A 22060-nucleotide genomic window follows, 5' to 3' on the forward strand; every position below is an offset into this window, starting at 1 on the left:
TAGGCGGGTCCAATAACCTCGCCCGGGGTGAATCCGCCGAGAGCCGAAAGAGTGTAAGTACCGTGATTGTGCTGACCTACCGAATCGTCGTGAGACGTTTCGTTCTGCGTGATGCTGTCCTGATCAATGAAATCCCACTGGGCAAGAACACTGTCTGCCCGGATGGATTCATGGTCCAGAAAGTATCCCGTGTCCAGCATGAGCACAATAACCCCCTGTCCCCGGTAACCGGCTTCATGGGCCAGGTGACAATTCATCTGCCGGATCTGACCGCCGCTGAGACCGTAGTCGAGGCTGTCTTTTGTTGCGCTCCGGACTTTCTGTCGAACCGGAAACTGCTCGACGAGCTCGACTTTTTTTCTGTAAAGAAGAACAGGATCGATCCTGCTCACGAAAGATAACCTCGAAATGGCCGTGAGTTCATCTGCCGTGGCAGAGACAGAGATGGCGTTTAACCACCTGCTCTTGTTACGAAGAACAGCTCCCGAAGAGACCACCTGGGAGATGTAAGGCTGAAATACGGGAAAATCCCTCACCGTAACTATACTGCCCTGGATCGCCTTCGAACGGCGCTCCCGGGACCGTTGGGTGAGCCTTCTTTCGGCTCTGGAAACAGCTTCCGGAAACTCATCTTTTTTCAGTCCTTTGTCTTTGAAAAAGACCCAGGCATGAATGAAACCGCTATCGCGAAGACCAAGAGACACGACGGAGGGGTGAAGAACAGGATCACTCTTCTGAGGCGTCCCGTGAGCACCTCCCAGGGACAGGAGAAGGGAGAAACCGGCAAGGAAGCCGATGAGGAAAAGGCGCACTTTAGTTGGCGTTGCCCAAGATTGTGTCCACAAGCAGGACAATATCAAAGATGTCCACTGACCTGTCACTGTTCACGTCCGCCAGTTGTCGCTCCAGTGCCGACGATAGATCTGGCTCAAGAATCATGTCCACGGCGGCCGAAACGTCCGCGACATCGATGACGCAGTCTCTCGTCACATCTCCTCCGGCAATCTCAAAGGCGGGATAGCTAACCACTTCGAGATCGTCCAGGTAGAAACCGTCTCCTTGTACATATTGGTCACTTCTCAGAACAAATCCGACGAATACTTCGGGTTCTCCGTCGAAATGGGAAAGATCCACCGTCTCAGGAACCCATTCAAGTTGCGTTCCATCGTAGCCCGGTTCGCCTCTCGGCTGAACACCGCTGCCGCTGCCGCCTACCATGTGTTCCCCCCAGAGAGGTATCCAATCGAGTCCATCCGTTGATGCCCGTACCTGAACAAAATCCCACACTGCCTCGATATCCCATTTCGCCCAGAATCTCAGGACCGAATGAGAAGCGCCGGTGAGATCCAGGGGCTCAGCCAGCGTGAGATCATTCCTGGCATTCCGCCCGTAGTCTCTCCCAGGACTGTCGGTGAGGGAATAGACTCCCTCATGAGAGTCAGAAGAGAGACCCCATCTGGCTGTTTCCCAGTTTTCCATTCCGGATTCGGCATCATCGACGGCCAGTAACGAGGGTGACCCAACAAGAACTGAAATAGTGTCAACGTACGATTCATATTCCCCGTCCTCCATGGTGACGAGCAGACCTGCAGGACAGCCCGCAACCGCAGAGGGATCCACGGTCCCTGTAAGACTTACGGGAAAGTCAATACTCTCCCACTTATCGAGTACGCCCAGATCGGCGCTCACAGGATCGAAATCGATGGTCGCAGACAGGGGAGAGAACGCTGCGTTGACATTACCGAAAGAAGATCTCAATCCGGCATTCATCAGGCTGACGGAGAAGGTGACGGGATCGCCAGGATCAACCTGTTCAGGGCTGATCTGCACGTGTTCAATCTTCAGGAGGGTACCGGCAATGCGGGCGAAATAGAGATTAGGCCACACGTTTTCCTCGCAAAGAGGAACGATTCTGTCTGTGGATGGCCAGAAAAAGTCATCGGATGTTCCCACTTCGGGCGTATAGGCAATAAGTCCCAGACCACCGTAGGAAAAGTCAACGGCATCCCCGTTGACCGGATATGCCAGAGTCTCAAGGCCCGTCCCCACACGATAATGATTGAATTTGGTCATCTCTGCCCCATAGGCCCGAAGCATGGTCAGGTCCGGTTCAGGAGGATACTCACCAGTGCCGTAAGAATGGAGGAGAAGATTGGAATAAGCGTGGTAATGGAGAACGTTTTTGAAATCCTTGCTCTCCATGAATTCCCGGATAACGGCCGTCTCGGGTTCAGAAAATGCACTATCGCCCCTGAAGACGTTAGAGCAGGGATCGGGGCTGGAGCCCAGGTTGTTCAGACCCCAATCGTAGCTGTAATTTCGATTCAGATCCACACCGCGACTGGTCTCTTCTGCACAGTTCGTTTCCCGCCGGTTCTTGCGATGCATGCCCCCTCCTTGAGGAGCTATTCTTTCATTGTAGACATACCCGTCCGGATTGAGGACGGGAACAAACCAGAGCTCTCGGTTTTCCAGCACAAAGGTAGCCAGATCATCCCTTCCATAGTTTTCGCACAGATGGTACATGAAATAGATGAGGTTCATCATACCCAGCGGCTCACGGGCGCGCGTGACACCCGTGTACAGAGCCAGAGGCTCCAAATCACCCCCGACGTTTTCGTTCTCAGTCACGTTATCGGACAGTTTCACGGCCCAGATGTCACGACCCTCCAGGGACAATCCAATACTTGTTTTTTCCGACACGAGGGTGGGATACATCACGTGGAGTGAATCGAGTTCCGCGGTCATTTCATCGTAGGTATAGTTTCCGCCCATGGACCCCAGCTCAAATCCGCCATGGAACTTTTGGGTTGGCTGGAAGCGCTTTTTGTAGAACCTGGTAAGGTTTTCCTCAAGGATTTCGAGCCGCATCCCCAGTTCCCGCAATTTCGCGACCTGTGTGCGGGTGGCAACAACATCGACAAACACACCCTTTTTCACTCGAACATGGTCCAGCGGTATGCCCGCCTCATGTATTAGTTGAAGATCCGACATATCCGAATAGTAGACCCTTACCTGCTGATAAATCTCCTGTCCGGATGCACCGGTCATGGCGAAGCAAATAAAGACAGCCAGAATGGAGGCAGTCACTTTCATGGGTATAATCAAATTACTGCACGGCTTTGAGATTTCAAATGAGGGAAGAAGTAAATGTATGCAGATGAGATCTTGTGGCAATTGGCCAATCTGGTAAGTGCCAGAGGAACTTGGTTTCCTTGCACACCCCCACATTCTCGTGGCGGAATTGTCTCGACCGTGACTTTGTTTCGCGCTTTTTCCCGATTGAATCGGGACGTTGGAAAATCTCAAGATCCTGTGGAGAAGCTCGGCCGGAAAACAATTTGAGCGAGGCTGCCTGCGCCCGTGGGAATCAACGGCACAACTATTTTTGGGCCGTTTTTCGCGTTGCATTACCTGCGTCCCCGCCTGCCACCCGATCACTGCCTGGTGGGAGAAGGGCTGACAGGTATTCAAGAAATGAACAAGAAAAGGTGATGAGAAAACCAGCTGGAATAAGAGCCCTATTTCCTACATGCTTTCGAGGTGCTGGACGAGTCTTGTCTCATGAATAGAGCATCAGGTATACGACAATGCCTGACAGGGATACATACAACCAGAGAGGCAGAGTAATCCTGGCGATGGATCGATGTTTTGCCACTTGCAGCGTCCACCCTCTGTAGAGCGTAACGAGGGCGAGGGGCAGGATGACCGCGGCCAGAATGATGTGAGTCACCAGTACAGAGTAGTAAAGGAGAGGCCACTGTCCGCCATACGACGTCGGCCCACTTCTGAACCAGTGATAGACCATATACGAAGCCAGAAACAGTGCCGAAGTTCCGAAGGCAGCCTGCATGAAATTCCGGTGATGGCGAACCTTCTTCCGCTTGATGAAAACGTAGGCTATGAGAAGCAGGCTGCTAGTGATTCCATTCAGCGCAGCGTTTACGTGGGGGAGGTAGGATACGCCTGGATGACCGTCAGGTCCCCCAGGGCGAGCACCGAGAATCAAAAACGCTACCACGGCCAGGATCACTCCCGAAACAATAAAGATGATCCTGACCCAGAAGCGATCCCTCACTGACCAGACTCAGGGGTAGGTCTCCAAGGCCTTTATGTATTGAGCCCTTTCAAATTCCTCCGGTTCGGGGAAGAACGTAAGGACTACGGAACACACCGGCCGATGCCCCTGCCGATGCCCCTGCATCTTCCATTCGTTTGATATTGTCCAGATCCTCGTCTCAAGATCCAAGACACTATTCCTCCCTCTCAACTTTTTCATCTGTGGACCCAAGGCTCCCATCTCCCCCGGGCGATCTATCATAGTCCCGCGAAGCAAGGAACTCGTAGGACTGCCAGCGTTTCTCCACGTCTTGCTGAGCTTGTATCAGGAGGCGTTTTGCCGCGTCCGGATCGCTCCTGGTTAGCATGCGAAACCGGTTTTCCATGTAAAGATATTCCTCCACAGGAATTCTCGGTGACCGGGAGTCAAGAATCAGGGGATTCTCACCCTCCCTGGCTCTGTCGGGGTTGTAGCGGTAGAGGAGCCACTGACCGGAATCGACCGCCGCCTTGTGGTTGCTCATAGCGGTAATCATGTTAATTCCGTGGGCTATGCAATGTGAGTAGGCGATTATCAAGGATGGTCCTTCATAGGCTTCAGCCTCCAGGAATGCCCGGAGCGTATGTTCATCGCGGGCACCCATGGCGACACTTGCCACGTATACGTTCCCATACGTCGCAGCGATCTCCCCAAGATCTTTCTTTGGCATAGGCTTACCCCCTGCTGCGAATTTCGCCACTGCGGCGCGGGGCGTCGCCTTGGACATCTGTCCACCTGTGTTGGAATACACTTCCGTGTCCAAAACGAGTATGTTGACATCGCGGCCCAGGGAAAGAACATGGTCGAGCCCGCCAAAACCGATATCGTACGCCCAACCATCTCCGCCCATTATCCAGACACTCTTTTTCACCAGCATATCGGCGATGGACAGCAACCGCTTCGCTTCCGCCGTCTTCATCTTTTCGAGTTTGCTCTTGAGAGTTTTCACTCTCTCTCGCTGCTCATGGATATCTGCCTCACTCTTCTGTTCCGAAGTCAGAATGGCATCCGCAAGACTTGCTCCCAGATCGCCGGTCATTTTCCTGAGCAGCTCTTCCGCCATCTCCTTCTGCTTGTCGATGGAAATGCGAAACCCGAGGCCAAACTCGGCGTTATCCTCAAAAAGTGAATTGGACCAGGCCGGACCGCGACCGTCCGGATTCTTTGCCCACGGTGTGGTGGGAAGATTTCCACCATATATGGAAGAACAACCGGTTGCATTCGCCACAATCATTCTGTCTCCGAACAGCTGCGCTGCCAACTTGATATAGGGAGTTTCTCCGCACCCCTCGCATGCCCCCGAAAACTCAAACAGCGGCTGCTGAACCTGCTGCTGACGGACAGACGTGACCTTGATCTGCCTGCGATCCAACTCCGGAATGTCAAGGAAGAAATCCCAGTTCTCTCTTTCCTGTTCACGAAGAGGCGTTTGAGGCCTCATGTTGATCGCCTTGAGTTCTGTCTCTGCCTTGTTCCTCGCGGGACAGACATCCACGCAGATGGCGCATCCTGTGCAATCCTCGGGAGCCACCTGGATCGTATACTTGAGTCCCTTCCACACCCTGTCACGGGCATCCGTGGACTTGAACGCTTCAGGGGCACCTTTCATGTGCTCAGGGCCGTATACCTTAATGCGGATAACACTATGTGGACAGACCATGGCGCATTTGCCGCACTGAATACAGATATCAGTATCCCAGACCGGTATTTCCAGCGCAAGATTCCGCTTTTCCCACTTCGCTGTTCCCGTGGGAAACGTTCCGTCCACCGGAAATGCGCTCACGGGCAAATCGTCACCACGGCCCGCGATGATTTCTCCAAGCACATTCCGAACAAACCCGGGAGCCTCCTTCGATACAGAGGGAGAAACCTCAATAGAACTCTCTGCCTTTTCAGGAACGCTAACCAGGAACAGGGTCGAGAGTGCCTTGTCGACGGCGTTCAGATTCATCTGGACGATCTCTTCACCTTTCTTCCCGTAAGTGGTTGCGATTGAATCGCGGATTGATTGAATGGCCTTCTCTTTTGGAAGGATGCCGGAGATAGCAAAAAAACAGGTCTGCATCACCGTGTTGATAAGGCGGCCCAGTCCACATTCACCGGCAACCTTATTGGCATCGATGACATAGAACTTGAGGTCCTTCTCGATGATTTGTTTCTGAACCGACCCCGGGAGATGGTCCCATACTTCGCCAGGTGTGTACGGAGAATTGAGTAGAAAAATCCCGCCCGGGACACTGTGTTTCAGAATGTCATACTTTTCCAGAAACACCCACTGGTGACACCCCACAAAACTCGCCCTGCGTATCAGGTAGGAGGATCGAATGGGCTCCGGTCCGAATCTCAGGTGGGAAACAGTTACCGCTCCGGCCTTTTTTGAATCGTAGACGAAGTAGCCCTGCACACACTTATCCGTCTGTTCTCCGATAATCTTGATGGAATTGCGGTTTGCTCCCACGGTGCCGTCCGATCCGAGACCGTAGAAAAGGGCGGTCATGACTTCTGAAGATTCAGACGAGAAATCCGGATCGTAGGGCAGACTCGTTCCGGAAACGTCGTCATTGATCCCAACGGTGAACGAACTTTTCAGCTCTCTCCCCCCAAGGTGGTCAAAGATTCCTTTGATCATTGCAGGCGTAAACTCCTTGGAAGAGAGTCCGTATCTTCCGCCGATGATTCGAGGCGATTTCCGTGCAATTCCTTCCTGCAGAGCAGCCATGCAATCGAGGTATAGGGGCTCACCGGCACTCCCCGGTTCCTTTGTTCGATCGAGAACCGCGACGGCGCGTGTCGTCATAGGGAGTGACTCGACGAACCGCCGCCCATCGAACGGTCGATACAGACGAACCTTTACCATACCCACTTTTTCTCCCCGCTCAGAGAGATAGTCGACCGTTTCATGAACGGCGTCGCCCCCCGATCCCATAAGAACGATCAACCGTTCCGCTTCGGGATGGCCGTGAAACTCGAATGGATGATACTGTCGACCCGACTGTTTGGCGAATTCGTCCATAATCTTCTCGACTACATCAGCGCACGCATCGTAGATGGGATTGACAGTCTCTCTTGCCTGAAAGAAAACGTCGGGATTCTGTGCAGTCCCCCGCAGGACGGGTTGATCCGGGGACAGGGCCCTGCGTCTATGCTCTGCCACCATGTTATCGTCAATCAGTTCACGCATGGCGTCATCGGAAATCATCTCCACCTTTGACACTTCATGCGATGACCGGAATCCGTCAAAAAAATGCAGAAAGGGAACTCTCGATTTCAATGCAGCGGCCTGGGCAATTAAAGAAAAATTCATAGCCTCCTGAACAGAAGCGGAAGATACCATGCCGAAACCTGTGGCCCGGGTTGCCATGACGTCGCTGTGATCCCCGAAAATGGAGAGCGCGTGAGTAGCGACCGAGCGGGAGGCCACATGAAAAACGGTGGGGGTGAGTTCACCGGCTATCTTATACATGTTAGGGATCATCAACAGAAGTCCCTGCGAGGCCGTGAATGTGGTAGACAGAGCCCCCGTTTGCAGCGCTCCATGGATGGCACCCGCGGCTCCACCTTCGCTCTGCATCTCCACCACCAACGGAACAGTACCCCACAGATTCGGAATTTCCGATGACGACCAGGCATCTGCCCACTCCCCCATCGGCGAGGAGGGGGTGATGGGATAGATGGAGATAACTTCGTTCGTCCGATACGCAACGTATGCAACCGCCTCGTTCGCGTCAATGGTCTCAAAAACAGGTGGATTCATTTTTCGCATCCTCCGGTTACGTCATAAACCTATACATGAAGACAATTGTGCAGACAGAATTGAGAACATGGTCAGCCAAAAATTACGGCAGGCTGGAGAGGACAACAAAGGAGAAACGACAGATTTGTCCTCTTCTATAAGGGTACCTAAGTCCTAGCCAAACAGTGTTCTATCCATGAACAGAATGGCAAGGAGGGCGGGGAGATAAAGAACGGAAGCCAGGAGGAGTCTTTTCACGGTGCTGTTTTTCCTGCGGAGAGCCGCATCGACTCCCACCAGGAGAAAAGCGATCCCCAGAATGGCCGCACCGTAGAAATAGGTTTTCCCGGCCGGGCCGGCCAGGGATAACATGAGACTCCAGAGAGTCAGGGCGGCACAACACGCGACGACGTACAGGAATGTCACCGTACCCCTTTCATCAACGACAGGCAGCATCTTGAATCCAGCCCGTCGGTAGTCCTTTCGATATATCCGAGCGATGGAGAAAAAATGAGGGATCTGCCACAGAAGAAGTATTCCGAAGAGGATCCATGCCGCCGGGCTGACCTGTTCCCCCACGGCAAGCCATCCCCCTATGGGAGGAAGGGCGCCGGGAATTGCACCAATCAAGGTATTCCATACCGTTTTTCTCTTTAGGGGTGTGTAGACGAACAGATACAGAAGCAGCGTCGCGAAGGCCAGACCCGCAGTTGCCAGATTTACGAAAACTGCCAGATGTACCGTTCCCACCAATGAAATGATGACACCGAACAGTAAGGCAGTTGCGGGAGTCACGTTCCCTGAAGGGATAGGCCTGGATCGAGTGCGATGCATCAGGGAATCATATTTCCATTCCAGGAATTCATTGAGTACGCCCACTCCTCCCGATGCCAGGGCCGACCCGAACAACAGATGCAGTAACAGCCATCGATTCTCCAGGACCGATTGACCGCTTTCCCCAGCGGCCAGATAGAAGCCGAGAAATGTGGCCACGAGGACGAGGCCCGTAATTCTGGGCTTGGTTAATTCCCATAGGCTTGATATGCGGGAGAGGACTCCGCGCACCCGAAGGGGTTGAGAGCCGTGCACCAGGCGGTAGCTCTTCAGACTCATAAGAACGGAGGTGCCCAGCATCAGCGCTCCCACCCAAACATGAAAGGTGGTCACCAGAGGCGATTTTGCCGTCCAGATGACGAATCCCGCAAGGAGAAGCTGGACTATCAAGAGGCTGTCAAAACAGAGTGTGAGAAGCAAAACGTTTCTGTTCGTCCGCTCATGACGAAAAACCAGGAAAGAGGTTCCCGCGATCCCGGACATAACCATCACCGCGCCGACGCGGTGGACAAAATGGAGAACAACCTGGTACAGGGTGACGGGATCGAGACCGAGCTCAAACCGCGCGGCATTGACGGAGTTCAGGAAATCTCCGTTGAATGGTGGAATGACCCTGCCGCCAGCCAGGGGAAAATCGAGGATTGCGAGTCCTGAACCAGTATGACGCATGACGGCACCAAGAATCAACTGAACGAAAATGAGTGTGGCGGAGATCGCCGACCACCTGAGGAGCCTTTTTCTGTAAGGAGTGTCCGAGGATTCGGTCCCGGTTTGCCATTCCCGGGACATGAAATATGCGATGGCGATGGTGAGGCAAAAAAACGTCTGCGCCAGCACTCCGTGGGCGACGGATACGGCAGTGGGAAGCAAGAAAAGTACCGTAACGCCTCCCAGGATTCCCTGGGCGATCACCGTTAGAAGGGCGACGACCCCCAGCTTTTTCACCCATGGTCTCGGTTCAGACCTCCACAACCAGACGGCGAGAATGAGGATAAGCAGCCCCACGATCGAAGCGATGAGCCGGTGGGCATGTTCGTAGAGGATGCCCCCGACCATTTTGGACGGAGGAAATGTGAACATGAAGTGACCATACGTGTTTGGCCAGTCTGGTACCGCCAGGCCGGATCCCGTGCTGGTGACGAGACCTCCCGCGAATAGTAGAATCAGAGTCGAGAAACTTGCGAACTTGGAGAACCCTCGAAGCGTGAGACGGTGGGGCCCAGTTACCACTCTTCCCATTCTTCCCCCTCCTCTTCCCCCAACTCTTCCTTTTCTTTCAGGGCGAATCCCGCCTGTGATTTCCCCTCAATCGCCAGACTCTCGGCCTCCCCGGCGTTTCCGGCCTTGAGAGCCTCGATAGCTTTGGCCAGTGTCGCCTCAGCTTCGAAAGAGAGGTCATAGTCATCAATCTCTTTAACCAGCCCCAGGGCTGCCATATAGGCTTCATAACCGCCGGGAGTATGAACGTGGACGAATCCTTTCATTTCATAGTGACTGTTACCGCACAGTTGAGCACATGCTACCTCCCAGGAGCCGGTTTGAGTAGGCGTAAACCAGACCGGCGTTCGCATTCCGGGGATGGCATCCTGCTTTACGCGCATAACGGGAATAGAGAGGCTGTGGATGACGTCCCTGGTGGAAAGATAAATCAGGCAGGGCTTGTTGACAGGAAGATGGAGATGGCCTTGAGTCGGAATAATGTCGTCATTGGCAGCGTCATCACTCCAGTCCAGTCCGATAAAATTCAATGCCTGATCGTCGATAAGATCGGGAGCCGTGCGGCCGAAGACATTATCCGGGCCGGGATAACGAATGTTCCACCTGAACTGCTGCGCCACCACCCGCACCACCTCGGCCTCACTTTCGTCGGGGATCCCTTCAACTCTGCTCGCCCAGACAGGGAAGGAAAGAGCAATCAGCAGCAGAGCCTCAAAAAGGACCACCCCAACTTCAACATAAGTGGAAAGATGACCCTTCACTCCAGCATAGTTTGCCTCGGGGTTCCTTGAGCGGCGGAATCGAAAGAGTGTGAAAATGAAAAAGGTCCCCCACCCCACAAAGAGAGCGAACATAAGAACATGTACCCATCCAATGACAATGTCAACACCCTCTGCCTGAAGGGAATACGCCTCCGGGAGTCCCAACTTCTTCAGGAATTCAATCACGATGATTTTATCTTTCCACCTGAAACAGGAGGCCCGCTCTGTTTTCTGGAGGTGTGCCGGGTCCTGCCTGCGAGATAGACGAAGAATGCTCCGAATCCTCCAAGAACAACGCCTGTCACGCTCAACAGGGTTATGATGGCAAGGTTGATTCCCTTTGAAATGGGATCACCCGGATCGCCAAAGCAGACAGCGCAGGCAAGGGTTACGTGAGGGATCAATAGACACGTCACTCCCACCAGCAAAGAAAAAGCCCGCAGAGGCCTCGTCTGTCTCATCTCGATTTCACAACTTCAAGAGTTTCTGAAAAACTTTTATTCCATAGACAACGAGAATGGCACCTGACAGAAGGGACACTATCCCCAACCACAAATATTCCACACCGCTTGTCTGCTGCAAATAGGCGTGCAGACCCCATATTCCGAATCCAAAGGAAAACAGGATTGAGACCGTGATGAAAAAAATGTGGAAGACCTTAAGGGACATCTTTTGCCCCCACGTTGGTCAGTGAATCCGAAAGAGGGAGGAATATCAATGCGAAGAAAAACACTACCGTTAACATGAGAATCAGGATGATTAGTCGCCTCTCAGACGCCAAATGCATGAAGAAGCTGGCAACCAGCGACCCTTTCAGAACCGCGATGGAAAGAGCCACACCAAGAGCAAGTCCAACGGCGAGCTCGAGAGACGCCACAGCCACCGTCAGAACGGTCAGCAAAGCCAGACCCCCAAAAACGGTAAAGTAGACCCGGGCATGTTTCCTTACTTCCTCACCATTTTCTGCCATCATGGTTTCTCCCTACAGCAGATACAGGGTGGGGAACAGGAATATCCACACCAGATCCACAAAATGCCAGTAAAGGCCCGCAATCTCAATCCGGTTTGTAAACCTGTCCGGTTCATTCTTCCACATTTTTTTCCCCCGGAACAAGAAGTATGCATTCACCAAAACTCCGCCCAAAACGTGAAGTCCGTGCAGTCCCGTCATGGTGTAGTAGAGAGCGAAATAGATGTTCGTGGACGGAATATGGGCATGATGAATCTTGGGTATATATTCCCAGAATATTTTCACTATCAGGAAGATCAGTGCCAGAAAAACTGTCGACGTCAGGTAAACGCGAAAATTTTCAAAGTTGTTCATCCTCAACGATGCCCATGCCATCACCATGGTCACGCTGGAAGCTATGAGCACCATGGTGTTAGCTGTCCCTATGAGCACGCTCACCTCTTCCGACTGAGCCGGCCACGAAGACGCACCGGTCCGAAGGAGGATGTAGGCCGAAAACATCGCCCCGAACAACATAAGTTCCGACGCAAGGAACAGCCAGATTCCCAACTTTGGATTGGTCAGTCCCGTATCGTCGCGCGCCTCTACCGTGTAGGGGATTTCCATGTTCCTTTACGATTCTCCCGGTTCATTTTGGGGGAAAAACTCCTTCACCGCTCCCCCGACGGGAACGTTGTATTCATAGGCAGACCGATAAACCTCAGGCACTTGAGTAAAATTGCCGTGTGCCACAGGAGGTGAAGGTGCCGCTGCCCATTCCAGGGTGGTCGCCTCCCAGGGATTGGATGACACTTCCTTCCCCTTCCTGATGCTCAATATCAGATTAACAATAAAGGGGATTTGGGAAAGAGAGAGAAGGATTGCTGAGACGGTCATGAATTTGTTCCAATGGAGGACGGGCTGTGCGTGCAGGTATGCAAGTCCGCCGTCGTAGAGCCTTCTCGACACGCCAGCCAGGCCCTGAACAAACATGGGCATGAATACCCCATTCATAAAGATGATTGAACTCCAGAAGTGGATCCTTCCCAGTCGTTCATTCATTTTTCTTCCAGTTACTTTGGGAAACCAATAGTAGATACCTGCGAAAAGTGCGAAGATGGTTCCTGGTGCCACGACGTAGTGGAAGTGCCCAATGACGTAGTAGGTATCGTGGAGATGGATGTCTGAGGATGCAAGTCCCAGCGGCAGTCCGGTGAGACCACCAATGCCAAACATGGGAAGAAAACCGAGGGCGAAGAGCATGGGCGTTGTGAACCTTATGGATCCACCCCACAGCGAAATGAAGAGGGCGGAAAGGATAATCACCGACGGAATTGAAATGATCATTGTAGTGGTCTGGAAAAACGCTGCCATGGTGGTCCCCATCCCCGTGAGGAACATATGGTGTGCCCAGACAATAAAGGACATGAAGCCGAGAAAGATGACTGAATAAACCATGGAACGGTAACCCCACAACGGTCTACGGGCGTTGTTTGCTATGATCTCCCCCACGATACCCAGGGCGGGTAGAATCAAAACATACACTTCAGGATGAGCCAGAAACCAGAAGAGATGCTGCCACAGAAGGGGACTGCCTCCTCCGCTCGCCTCCAGTACCTCGCCACCGACGTACAATCCGGAGGGCAAAAAGAAGCTTGTTCCGGCCAGCCTGTCCATGAGCTGGAGGAATGCTGCTGCCTCCAGCGGGGGAAAGGCTAGAAGCAGGAGAAACGCCGTCACGAACTGGGCCCAGACAAAGAACGGCAGCCGCATCCACGTGAGTCCTCGAGTTCGGAGCTGAATTACCGTGGTAATGAAATTAATGGAACCCAGGAGTGAGGAGGTGATGAGGAGTGCCATTCCCACCAGCCATACCGTCTCACCCGTATTGGCGATTACTGAGAGGGGGGGATAGGACGTCCAACCCGATGAGGCGGCACCTGTGGGCAAGAAAAAACTTGCAAGCATGGTCACGCCGCCAAGAAAATACGCCCAGTAGCTGGCCATGTTGATCCTGGGAAAAGCCATGTCGGGAGCGCCAATCTGGAGAGGGAGAACATAGTTACCAAATCCGCCCACAGCAAGAGGGACCACCCCCAGGAAAATCATAATGGTCCCGTGCATGGCACCAAAAGAGTTATATAGATCCGGTGTCAGAATTCCGCTTTCGGAGAGCAGTGACCCAACGACAGGCACCACTTCACCCGGGTATGCGAGCTGCCACCTCATGATGAGCATCAGGATAAAGCCAAAAAGGAGGAAAACCAGAGCTGTGACGGCATATTGCAGGCCGATGACCTTGTGGTCTACTGAAAAGATGTATCGTCGCCAGAATTTCTGTCGTTGATTCGCTTGATCAGTCACGTCACTCTCACCCGATAAAATGACCTATTCTCTGGGGACTCCTGCTGGATTCAGCGCCTCAGATACGGAAATATCTTGAAAGGTTACACTGGCCAGAAGCGATTCGATCTCCCCCTGGAGATAAGCCATCTTCGAAACGATAGAATGACACACAGGTAGACGACCACAATCGTCGTAGTCCTCAGCAAGACATTCTACCATCTTCGATCTTCCATCAATCGCTTCGATAACATCAAGAAAGGTAGTCTCCGATGCGGGCCTCCTCAGTGAATAGCCCCCTCTTGCCCCCCTGGTTGAGCTCAAGATGTTCGCCCGGACAAGCTTCTGCAGAATCTGCGATAGAAACTCCCGCGGGAGGCTGAGTGATTCCACCAACTCGGACTTGCTCCTTATGTCGACACCTGAACTTTTCGCACTGGTCGCGAGATATCCCACGGCAAGGATGGCGTAATCTGCTGCCTTACTAATCCCCATGGTCGTTGAGGTCCTGAGACCCGGAGTGTATATTACAGGTTCAGCAGATCGGAGTCAAGGAAATAGTGTACTATTTCAGTACACATTATTCCTGATTGGGAGAATTCTGATTGATCCGACTGAAGAATCCCGCGGCTACTTTTTCTTGCCGGGGCGGGTAAACTTGAAATCGACAGTTGCCGTTTCTTCGTCCTTCACCGTCACCGTGGCCGTCCGAGTTCTCAATCTCTCGTGCCAGGCCTCAACGGTGTATTTACCGGGGGGGAGGTTCTTTATCTCAAAAACGCCATCCTCACCGGTAACGGCAAAATAGGGGTGGTTCAGCACACCTGCGTACGAGCCCATCCACGGGTGGACATCGCACTTGATCCTCACCATGATTTCGGGCTGATCGAACGTTTTCGTTATCTTTTTGCGGACGGCGGGCATCGCCTCGTTAAAACTCCGGTTTGCTTTCGCAACGGCGTGAACGTTGTGAAGGGTGCCGTCGCTATTTAGAACCTCAAGAGGCTGGGACGCCTGAATGCCGAAAATATGGGGACTGTAAATGCACCCTTTCTGGTCCAGAACAACGGGATTTTCAGGTACGGGAAACGACTTATCTCCCAGGCCTTCCTTTATGTAGACGAATACGTTCCCCACTTCGCCCTTCTCTCCCACAAGAAGCCACTCTGAACGAATGGGAGATTCATGCTTCGCCTGACAAATAGGATCGGCCCCCATCCTGATGGCTTTCATCCGTGGTACCGATCCTTCGTACGTGACCGCACCCGTGATCTTCCCACCACTGTAAAGATGACTGACCGCCAACATTAGGGCTAAGACTATCGATAACTTCTCACTCAGCCGACTCGTTACCATCACTCCCTCCTCTCATTAGAAATCTTCCTCCCACTATTCCCAGTCCTCCCAGATGTCTTCCTCTTCAACCTCCGGTTCAAAGAACTCATATCCATTCGCGTCGAAATAGTCCATGATTTCCGCAGTAATGTCACTCTTGCCAGATAGGGTGTAAAGATAATCCCTGAGTCCGTTCACCATAGCCGTCCGGTCACCGGCCAAGTCCACAATATCCTTCCCGAAAATCTCTTCGGCCTCAGGAATTTGAATATCCTCCTCCGTTGGAATATACGGCGTCGGCATCTTGGTTCCAGGCAGAATTCTCTGGGGATCGGAGAGCCAGCGGGATACCCATTCGGGACGAAGCCGGTCCTTCACCATTACGAGATTTGCAGCCCAGGTGGAAGCGTCCTGACTGGGAAACGTTTTTCCATAAAAATGACATTTGTTGCACTCACCCATCTTCTCCAGTTTCGTTCCTGCGCCATATTTCGATGAACCGACGTCGACAAGATGGGGAGACTCATAGGCATTTACTTTTTCTTCAAGAAACTGAAAATACTTGATGATGGAGTTCCATTCACTGTCGGTGAGACGAAAGGCGGGCATTCTGACTCGCAGGTTTGGCCGTATGATGACCCCGGGACTTTTCAGGAAATTGAATAACCACTTTGGCTGCGTCTTTGAACCCTGAGTGTGGAGGTCCGGAGGGCTGAAATCGGGAGTGACCGTGCTCGCCTGTGCCTCGCCAATACCGTTGGCCTCCATCAGCCACTGGGTGACGGTTGGCCTGATGGCTGCCCCATCCCCCTCAATGATGTGACAACCCTGACAGTTGTATTCGCGTACAAGCCACTGACCCATGTGAACATCAGGGTTCTCCGATCTTTTCGGTTTCACTCCATAAGACGTTCTTACGAACCCCAACAATGCCGTCACAATGGCGTCCGCCTCTTCGTCCCGGAATTCAAAATTGGGCATTCTCAGTTTTTCGTAGGGACCCTTTATCTTGTGCCTGTCGAAACTTCGGGGATATTTTATCTTGTTTCTGAACCACGCCGTTTTCGAATGCTCGAGATCGATAAAACCGAAATCCAATTCCTCGACGGACTTGCTCCCCTCTTCGGTCAATTCCGTACCGATGGGTTTCTCCTCTTCAAAGCCTGGAATGTTATGGCAACCAAAACAACCGTAATGACGAATAAGTTTTTCCCCTGAGTAGTCCAGTTTTTCTTCCAGAGTCATAGCAGAAAGTTTCTGGCGCGAATCATGATCGGAATACATCATGCCGAGAAAATTCAGGACTATCCCGTCGATTTCTCCCTCTTCCAGGGGTGGAATCTCCTGTTCCAGGAATTCACCGTTACTCGTGGTCATGAGAAAGGCAGTGATATCGGAAGCTTCCCTGTCCGTGAGGCGAAGGTTTGGCATTTTGGTTTCCGGAAAGTACCGCTCGGGCTCCTTGAGCCAGTTAAATACCCATAGTGGGCTGGACTTCGATCCAAGACCGATAAGGTTCGGCCCGTGGTCCCGGCGCAGCGTCTGAAGGCTTGTCTCTTCGCCGCTGGGTTCGGACTCCATCCGGTGGCAGCCCAGACAGCCCACGGAATTCACAAGATCTCTTCCCCTTTGGGGATCACCCTGCCTACGCATAGGTTCCAGAGGAAACTCGGAACTGTTCTGGAGGAGAAAGTGGACAATGGCGTGGATTCCCTGATCTGCCCTCCTTATGTCTTCCGGATCGCTGTTGTTGGACAATCCAAATAATCTTGGCATCCATGTGTTGTGACGGAACGACTTGGGATCTCTTATCCAGAGATAGGCCCAGTCGCGTGATACTTTGGAGCCAATCTTATTCAGATCGGGGCCTATTCGCCTCTTATCCTTATACCGCTCAATGGTATGACATCCGAAACATCCGGCACGCTCAATGAGATTTGTCCCCAGGTTCAGCTTATCCGCCCCCTTCAGGAAAATCTCTTCTGAGTGGCATTTGAAGCACCCCGCTTCCGCATACTTGACGGGAAACATCGGTTCGTCCCAGTGGGCGGCCCTGTGCCAGCCATACGTATCCTTCCACCGTTCTTCATCAGCGGATGAATTTGGAGAGTGTACAGAACTGACAAAATCGGTGCCCCTGCCTCGACCGGCGTGGCAACTGGTACAGCCAAATGATTCAAAGGGATGGGGAGATTCATTGGAAACGTAAAGTTCCAGATCGGAATGGGTGGTGTACGGCTGCGGAGCATCCTCATATCCCGGCTGGGCGATACCCAGATGACAGCTGGTGCATCTATCAACTCTGGGGACCTGGGTGAAATTGATATCCTCCGTAATATCCTTCAGTACCACCTGATCAACCTTGTAATAGGGAGAAAGAAAATCGAGGACCGGCAGATCGCGAATCCAGTTCGCGATACGGTTACCCATGGACATGGCCGAAGGGTCAACATTTCTGAGCTTCCGGGTTAAGACAACCTTGCGACGGGAAATCTGGGCATGCTTATCCTTCAATTCTTTCACGTGCTGTTCGTGAGACCGAAGGCTGTCCCTCTTCTGGCTGATGTATCTTCCCACCTCTTCCACCTGGAGTCGATGCCTGGTGAGATCCTGTTCGAGCCGTGCAAGTTCCTCCCCCAGAACTTCAGAATCTGCATGGTCCTCAGCTACGGCTTCCTCGTAGAGATACTTCGTGACGTCGTAGTCCGCCTTGACGAAATTGTATTCCTGTTGAGCCTTGTAATCGTCATTCTCAAGCGTCCTGATCTGTTTTCCCAGGGCACCGAGTTCTTTCTCCTTATCTTTGAGGGATTCCTCCCCGGCACGCAACTTCTTCTCAATTTCGCCGTATTCATCGGAGGTTGAAAGTTTTTCAATCTCTTCTTCCAACAGGCCGGACGTCCTGGAGATTTCCAACTGACGGAACTTCCGCTGGTAAGACCTCCAACCCCGGGAATAATCATCAGCGAACGTCCAGACCAGAAGAAGGAGAAAAACGAGACTTGAGATGCCAAAAAGCCTGTTGAGTTTGAAGATGTTGTAATATCGTTCGTGCCGTTCGCGCTTTTCCATAGACCTAAGCTGATGAATTCTCAGCCACAAAGACACTAAGGCGCAAAATATTCATGATCTTGTGGTTATGAGAATTGATGAAAAGAATATCTCCGAGTAAGTCCTTTTATCTACCAAGGCTGAGTTCTTTGTTTTCCAAGAATCTTAGTGACTTTGTGTCTTAGTGGCAAAACTCCTCGTCTAGATATTAAAGAAAAACTCAGGAATGGAAATGATGTACTTCAAGTTGAATATCCACCGTAGATACATCTTAAGGGGCAGGGCCAGCATGCACAGCAGCAGAAATATGAATATGCCGAACTTGAAGTTACCCAGGTCCTGATGGAGCTTCTTAAATATGGTCTTCGCGAAAAGTGGGGGCAGAATAAGGAAGTAGCCCAACACGGTAGCGAAGCCGAAAAATTCCCTCAGGAGAATATTCCGGGGAAGACCCGTGTTAAACAGCTTGATCCAGAAGATGTCCGACAGGTTGATATTTGTGAGAGATACCAGTTTGTGAGGGTCCCAATACTCAAAAGGTCCAAAGAAGTTCCAATTGGGCCCTCTCAAAAATGTCCCGATCAGAATGAGAAGGACCCACAGGATCAACCAGCCAAACATGAAAATGGGGATAGCGAGACGCCTCTGTCGGTAGCTGTAGTACCCGGTCACCTCCTTGTTGGTGTCGATGTAAGGAATTGCCATTAGTCCGACAATAATAAGAGATGGGAAGACGATTCCCGCCAGCCACGGATCAAAGTAGACGAGCATTTCCTGGAGTCCCAGAAAATACCACGGCGCTTTTGACGGGTTGGGCGAACTGGACGGGTCAGCCGCCTCTTCCAGGGGTGCCTGAATCCCGATCGACCAGATAAGTAGCAGCGACATCATAAGGATGAGGGCGATAAACTCAATGTAGACCAGATCCGGCCAGACGAGAACCTTATCTTCCGGATCGTTGAATTCTTCCGGTTTTTCCCCTGCTTCAAGAAGTCGGTCGTTTCTGGCTGCCTGGCTCATACTGACCCAGAGAAAAATAAAGACAAGGAAGATAAGCCCCACAATGGGAACATTATCCGGCTTGAAGACGATGAAACGAAAGTTTTCATTGGCGACGCCCACGAAAAAAAATCCCACCAGCAGGACCATAACAGCCACAAATCCTTTTCCTGTCCAGAGAAGATGGAGGCGGAGCCGCCGGTTCCATTTCTCGAACCAATCGGTTGGAGGGAAAAAGAAAAGGAACGACATTATCACCGCGGTCAATAGAACGGTGGGTCGAGTAAGGATATTGACGATATGCTGGAATGTTTCCATCTGCTAGGTGGGACCGGATATCCCGCCGTCTTTTCGTATTCGCCAGAAGTGGACGGCCATGAAGATCATGATAATAAACGGAAGTCCAATGCAGTGAAGGACATAGAACCTGAGGAGGGCGGACTCCCCCACAAACCTCCCACCCAGCAGCGCGAATCGGGCATCGCTTCCACTGTGTATGAAGTTGATATCACCGAGGCTCAAGAGGGATGCCCCTGGACCCTCATGTCCGAGAAATGGCGATGCGCGGGCCATATTCGATCCCACCGTAACCGCCCAAATGGCCAGCTGGTCCCATGGAAGAAGATATCCGGTAAAGCTGAGGAATAGTGTTAAGAAAAGGAGAACAACTCCCACGACCCAGTTGAACTCACGCGGAGGTTTGTATGAACCTGTCATGAACACCCTGAACATGTGCAGCCAGACGGTAATCACCATGGCATGGCCGCCCCACCTGTGGATTTCCCGCATGATTCCCAGGGGGACCTGTTCACCGAGATCCATAATGTCCGTATAGGCATATTCCACGGTGGGACGATAATAGAACATAAGCAAGATTCCGGAGATGGTGAGCACAAGGAACAGGAAAAAAGACAATCCACCCATGCACCAGGTAAACTTGAGTTTTACCGCGTGTCGTGGGAGGCGTACAGGATGAAGATGAAGAAAAACACTGTTCAACACGGACATCATCCTTTGTCGGCGCGTGACGGGTATCCCAGACCTGAAAATAGATTTCCAGAGGGCCGATTGACCGATCTTCTCAAAAACATTCGATCTTTTCTTTCTGCCGGAGTCGTTATTCATGCTTTGTTTCTATAGAAGATGGAGTTGATCAAACGACCAGATACGAATCGGGATCTGACCACTGGCCTTTCTCGTATTGAAATTTCCTCGTCTTATCAACAAGCAATTGTCCATCTTCCGCCAAGACGATTCGAAATCGTTCCAACGGACGAGGCGCAGGACCTTCAAAGTTGATTCCGGATTTTCCAAACCCACTACCGTGACAGGGGCATTTGAATTTCTGTTCGTTCTGAAGCCAGTTGGGGGTGCATCCTAAATGGGTACAAACGGTGGAAAGGACGTATATCTGTTCGGGCGTCCTCACAATCCAGATGCCGAATCTCTTTTTCCACCGCAGATCCACTTTACCCACCTGATATTCATCGGGATAACCTATCTTAAATGTTTGAGGTAATTCAAATAGAACGTTGGGAAACATGAATCGGACGATCATGGTGAGAAACGCACCCGTGGCAGCGGTGAAGGCCAACCATGCCACAGTGAGCCAGGAGAAAAAGGAACGCCTCGTTACGGTCTCTCCGAACGTTTCCTTTCCGATAGAGGCTCTGGGCTCAGATGTCTCTTTTGTCTTCTCTTGTAGCCTCTGAGTCACCATTCACAATACACCGTTATGACCGGAGTGCCTGTATTGCCGCATTGCGTACCCTCATGTCCTGATCATCCTCACTCAGCCTCCTGATTGCGGCATTGAGCAGCGAATCATCCAGAAGTTCGGCGGCCCTGATGGCGACCAGCATCGCCTCTCTGTGCTCATACCCGTCCAGGCCTTCAAATTTCGCAAGGTATGTGCGGTCGAGAAGATTCAACAGAACTTCCCGTCCTGAGCCATCCCCGAGTTTGGCCAGGGAGACGGCGGCATTCCAGTAAACGTTCGGTTCCATATCGCGCAGCATGATGCAAAGTGTCCCGACGGCCTCACCGCTCCCAAGGTTTCCCAACGCAATAGCGACCCGGTTCCGGACCAGTGAGGAGTTATGATCCGCCAGCGATTTCAGCGGTTCCAGGTTGTCATCACTGCCGATCAATCCTAGAGAATAGACTGCATCCGCCACAATCGTCTCATTTTCGTCGTTGAGTAACCCTCGAATCGCAGGTGAAAAGGCTTCCAAACCTGACTGACCCATGGCCCTGATAAGATATTGCCTTACTCTCCAGTCGGGATCCCGAAGAGAATAGTCAAAAGCAGACAACATCTGTGACACGAAACGGCCATCGTCGGGAATACGAGCCGGATCCGCTAGTATTCTTGACAGATCGTAGGCGGACTGCCATCGTTTTGTGGCGCTGCCCACCTTCACGTCCGCCAGATAATCCTCCACGCTCCGGGGTTCATTCGTGAGGAGACGCCACATAAAAAATACGAGGACGGCGAACGCCGCGATAAGGAATGGAACCACAAAAAACGAGTGAACGACTACGCGTAGTGCAGATTTCTTTTCCGAAGTTTCAGTCATCTACCGGTGAAAATTCCACCCCCAGCATCAAATGGCCCCGCAAATTTAAATTCGGTTTTCATTCAGGGCAAATGGTAATCTCGATGATCGAGGCATGTAAAATCACGTCAGGAATTTCCGTCCTTCGCTCGTCAGGTCTCCTCATCTCTCATCGTGTGA

18 protein-coding genes are annotated in these 22060 nt (G+C 52.1%); all 18 read right to left on the minus strand.

All coding sequences use genetic code 11. The features are described from left to right. Positions 1–812, minus strand: an 812-nt coding sequence (locus tag V3U24_00030) for a hypothetical protein (GenBank protein MEE9165839.1), incomplete at its 3' end; no start/stop codon positions are given. Position 813: 1 nt separating this feature from the next. Next, positions 814–3096 carry a M14 family zinc carboxypeptidase gene (locus tag V3U24_00035; GenBank protein MEE9165840.1) on the minus strand — a complete coding sequence of 761 codons (2283 nt, stop codon included), beginning with the start codon at positions 3094–3096 and terminating at the stop codon, positions 814–816. Between the two features lie 466 nt (positions 3097–3562). Continuing rightward, positions 3563–4078 carry a DUF420 domain-containing protein gene (locus V3U24_00040; protein MEE9165841.1) on the minus strand — a complete coding sequence of 172 codons (516 nt, stop codon included), beginning with the start codon at positions 4076–4078 and terminating at the stop codon, positions 3563–3565. A 175-nt stretch (positions 4079–4253) separates the two neighbouring features. After that, the gene (nifJ, locus tag V3U24_00045) at positions 4254–7853 is read right to left on the minus strand and encodes a pyruvate:ferredoxin (flavodoxin) oxidoreductase (GenBank protein ID MEE9165842.1); all 3600 of its coding nucleotides are present in this window, start codon (positions 7851–7853) and stop codon (positions 4254–4256) included. Positions 7854–8006: 153 nt separating this feature from the next. Beyond that, positions 8007–9905 carry a heme o synthase gene (gene cyoE, locus V3U24_00050; protein ID MEE9165843.1) on the minus strand — a complete coding sequence of 633 codons (1899 nt, stop codon included), beginning with the start codon at positions 9903–9905 and terminating at the stop codon, positions 8007–8009. Continuing rightward, positions 9890–10831, minus strand: coding sequence for a hypothetical protein (locus V3U24_00055; protein MEE9165844.1), 942 nt, complete (start codon positions 10829–10831; stop codon positions 9890–9892). Before V3U24_00055 ends, cyoE begins: the two co-directional genes overlap by 16 nt. Then, positions 10828–11106: a hypothetical protein gene (locus V3U24_00060; protein ID MEE9165845.1), complete on the minus strand. Its 279-nt coding sequence runs from the start codon at positions 11104–11106 to the stop codon at positions 10828–10830. The genes V3U24_00055 and V3U24_00060 overlap by 4 nt, the downstream gene beginning before the upstream one ends. Positions 11107–11113: 7 nt before the next feature. Next, a complete protein-coding gene (locus V3U24_00065) occupies positions 11114–11314 on the minus strand; it encodes a hypothetical protein (GenBank protein ID MEE9165846.1) in 201 nt (66 codons plus the stop codon). Beyond that, positions 11304–11618 carry a cytochrome C oxidase subunit IV family protein gene (locus V3U24_00070; protein ID MEE9165847.1) on the minus strand — a complete coding sequence of 105 codons (315 nt, stop codon included), beginning with the start codon at positions 11616–11618 and terminating at the stop codon, positions 11304–11306. Before V3U24_00070 ends, V3U24_00065 begins: the two co-directional genes overlap by 11 nt. A 9-nt stretch (positions 11619–11627) precedes the next feature. Next, positions 11628–12221 (minus strand): cytochrome c oxidase subunit 3, encoded by a 594-nt coding sequence (locus V3U24_00075; GenBank protein ID MEE9165848.1) that lies wholly within the window; start codon positions 12219–12221, stop codon positions 11628–11630. Positions 12222–12227: 6 nt separating this feature from the next. Further along, entirely contained in the window at positions 12228–13958 is a 1731-nt protein-coding gene (locus V3U24_00080) for a cbb3-type cytochrome c oxidase subunit I (protein ID MEE9165849.1), read from the minus strand. Between the two features lie 24 nt (positions 13959–13982). Further along, complete coding sequence (locus V3U24_00085) at positions 13983–14432, minus strand: Rrf2 family transcriptional regulator (GenBank protein MEE9165850.1); 450 nt, start codon at positions 14430–14432, stop codon at positions 13983–13985. A gap of 135 nt (positions 14433–14567) precedes the next feature. Beyond that, complete coding sequence (locus tag V3U24_00090; GenBank protein ID MEE9165851.1) at positions 14568–15293, minus strand: carboxypeptidase regulatory-like domain-containing protein; 726 nt, start codon at positions 15291–15293, stop codon at positions 14568–14570. A gap of 33 nt (positions 15294–15326) precedes the next feature. Beyond that, a complete protein-coding gene (locus tag V3U24_00095) occupies positions 15327–18344 on the minus strand; it encodes a c-type cytochrome (protein MEE9165852.1) in 3018 nt (1005 codons plus the stop codon). 180 nt (positions 18345–18524) lie between these two features. Further along, positions 18525–19640 carry a cytochrome C gene (locus V3U24_00100; GenBank protein ID MEE9165853.1) on the minus strand — a complete coding sequence of 372 codons (1116 nt, stop codon included), beginning with the start codon at positions 19638–19640 and terminating at the stop codon, positions 18525–18527. Between the two features lie 3 nt (positions 19641–19643). Then, positions 19644–20447, minus strand: coding sequence for a cytochrome b N-terminal domain-containing protein (locus V3U24_00105; GenBank protein MEE9165854.1), 804 nt, complete (start codon positions 20445–20447; stop codon positions 19644–19646). 28 nt (positions 20448–20475) lie between these two features. Continuing rightward, positions 20476–21042: a ubiquinol-cytochrome c reductase iron-sulfur subunit gene (locus V3U24_00110; GenBank protein MEE9165855.1), complete on the minus strand. Its 567-nt coding sequence runs from the start codon at positions 21040–21042 to the stop codon at positions 20476–20478. Between the two features lie 13 nt (positions 21043–21055). Continuing rightward, a complete protein-coding gene (locus tag V3U24_00115) occupies positions 21056–21901 on the minus strand; it encodes a HEAT repeat domain-containing protein (protein MEE9165856.1) in 846 nt (281 codons plus the stop codon). Positions 21902–22060 lie beyond the last annotated feature (159 nt).

This window comes from Candidatus Neomarinimicrobiota bacterium (genome assembly GCA_036476315.1).
GTDB lineage: Bacteria > Fidelibacterota > Marinisomatia > Marinisomatales > S15-B10 > JAZGBI01.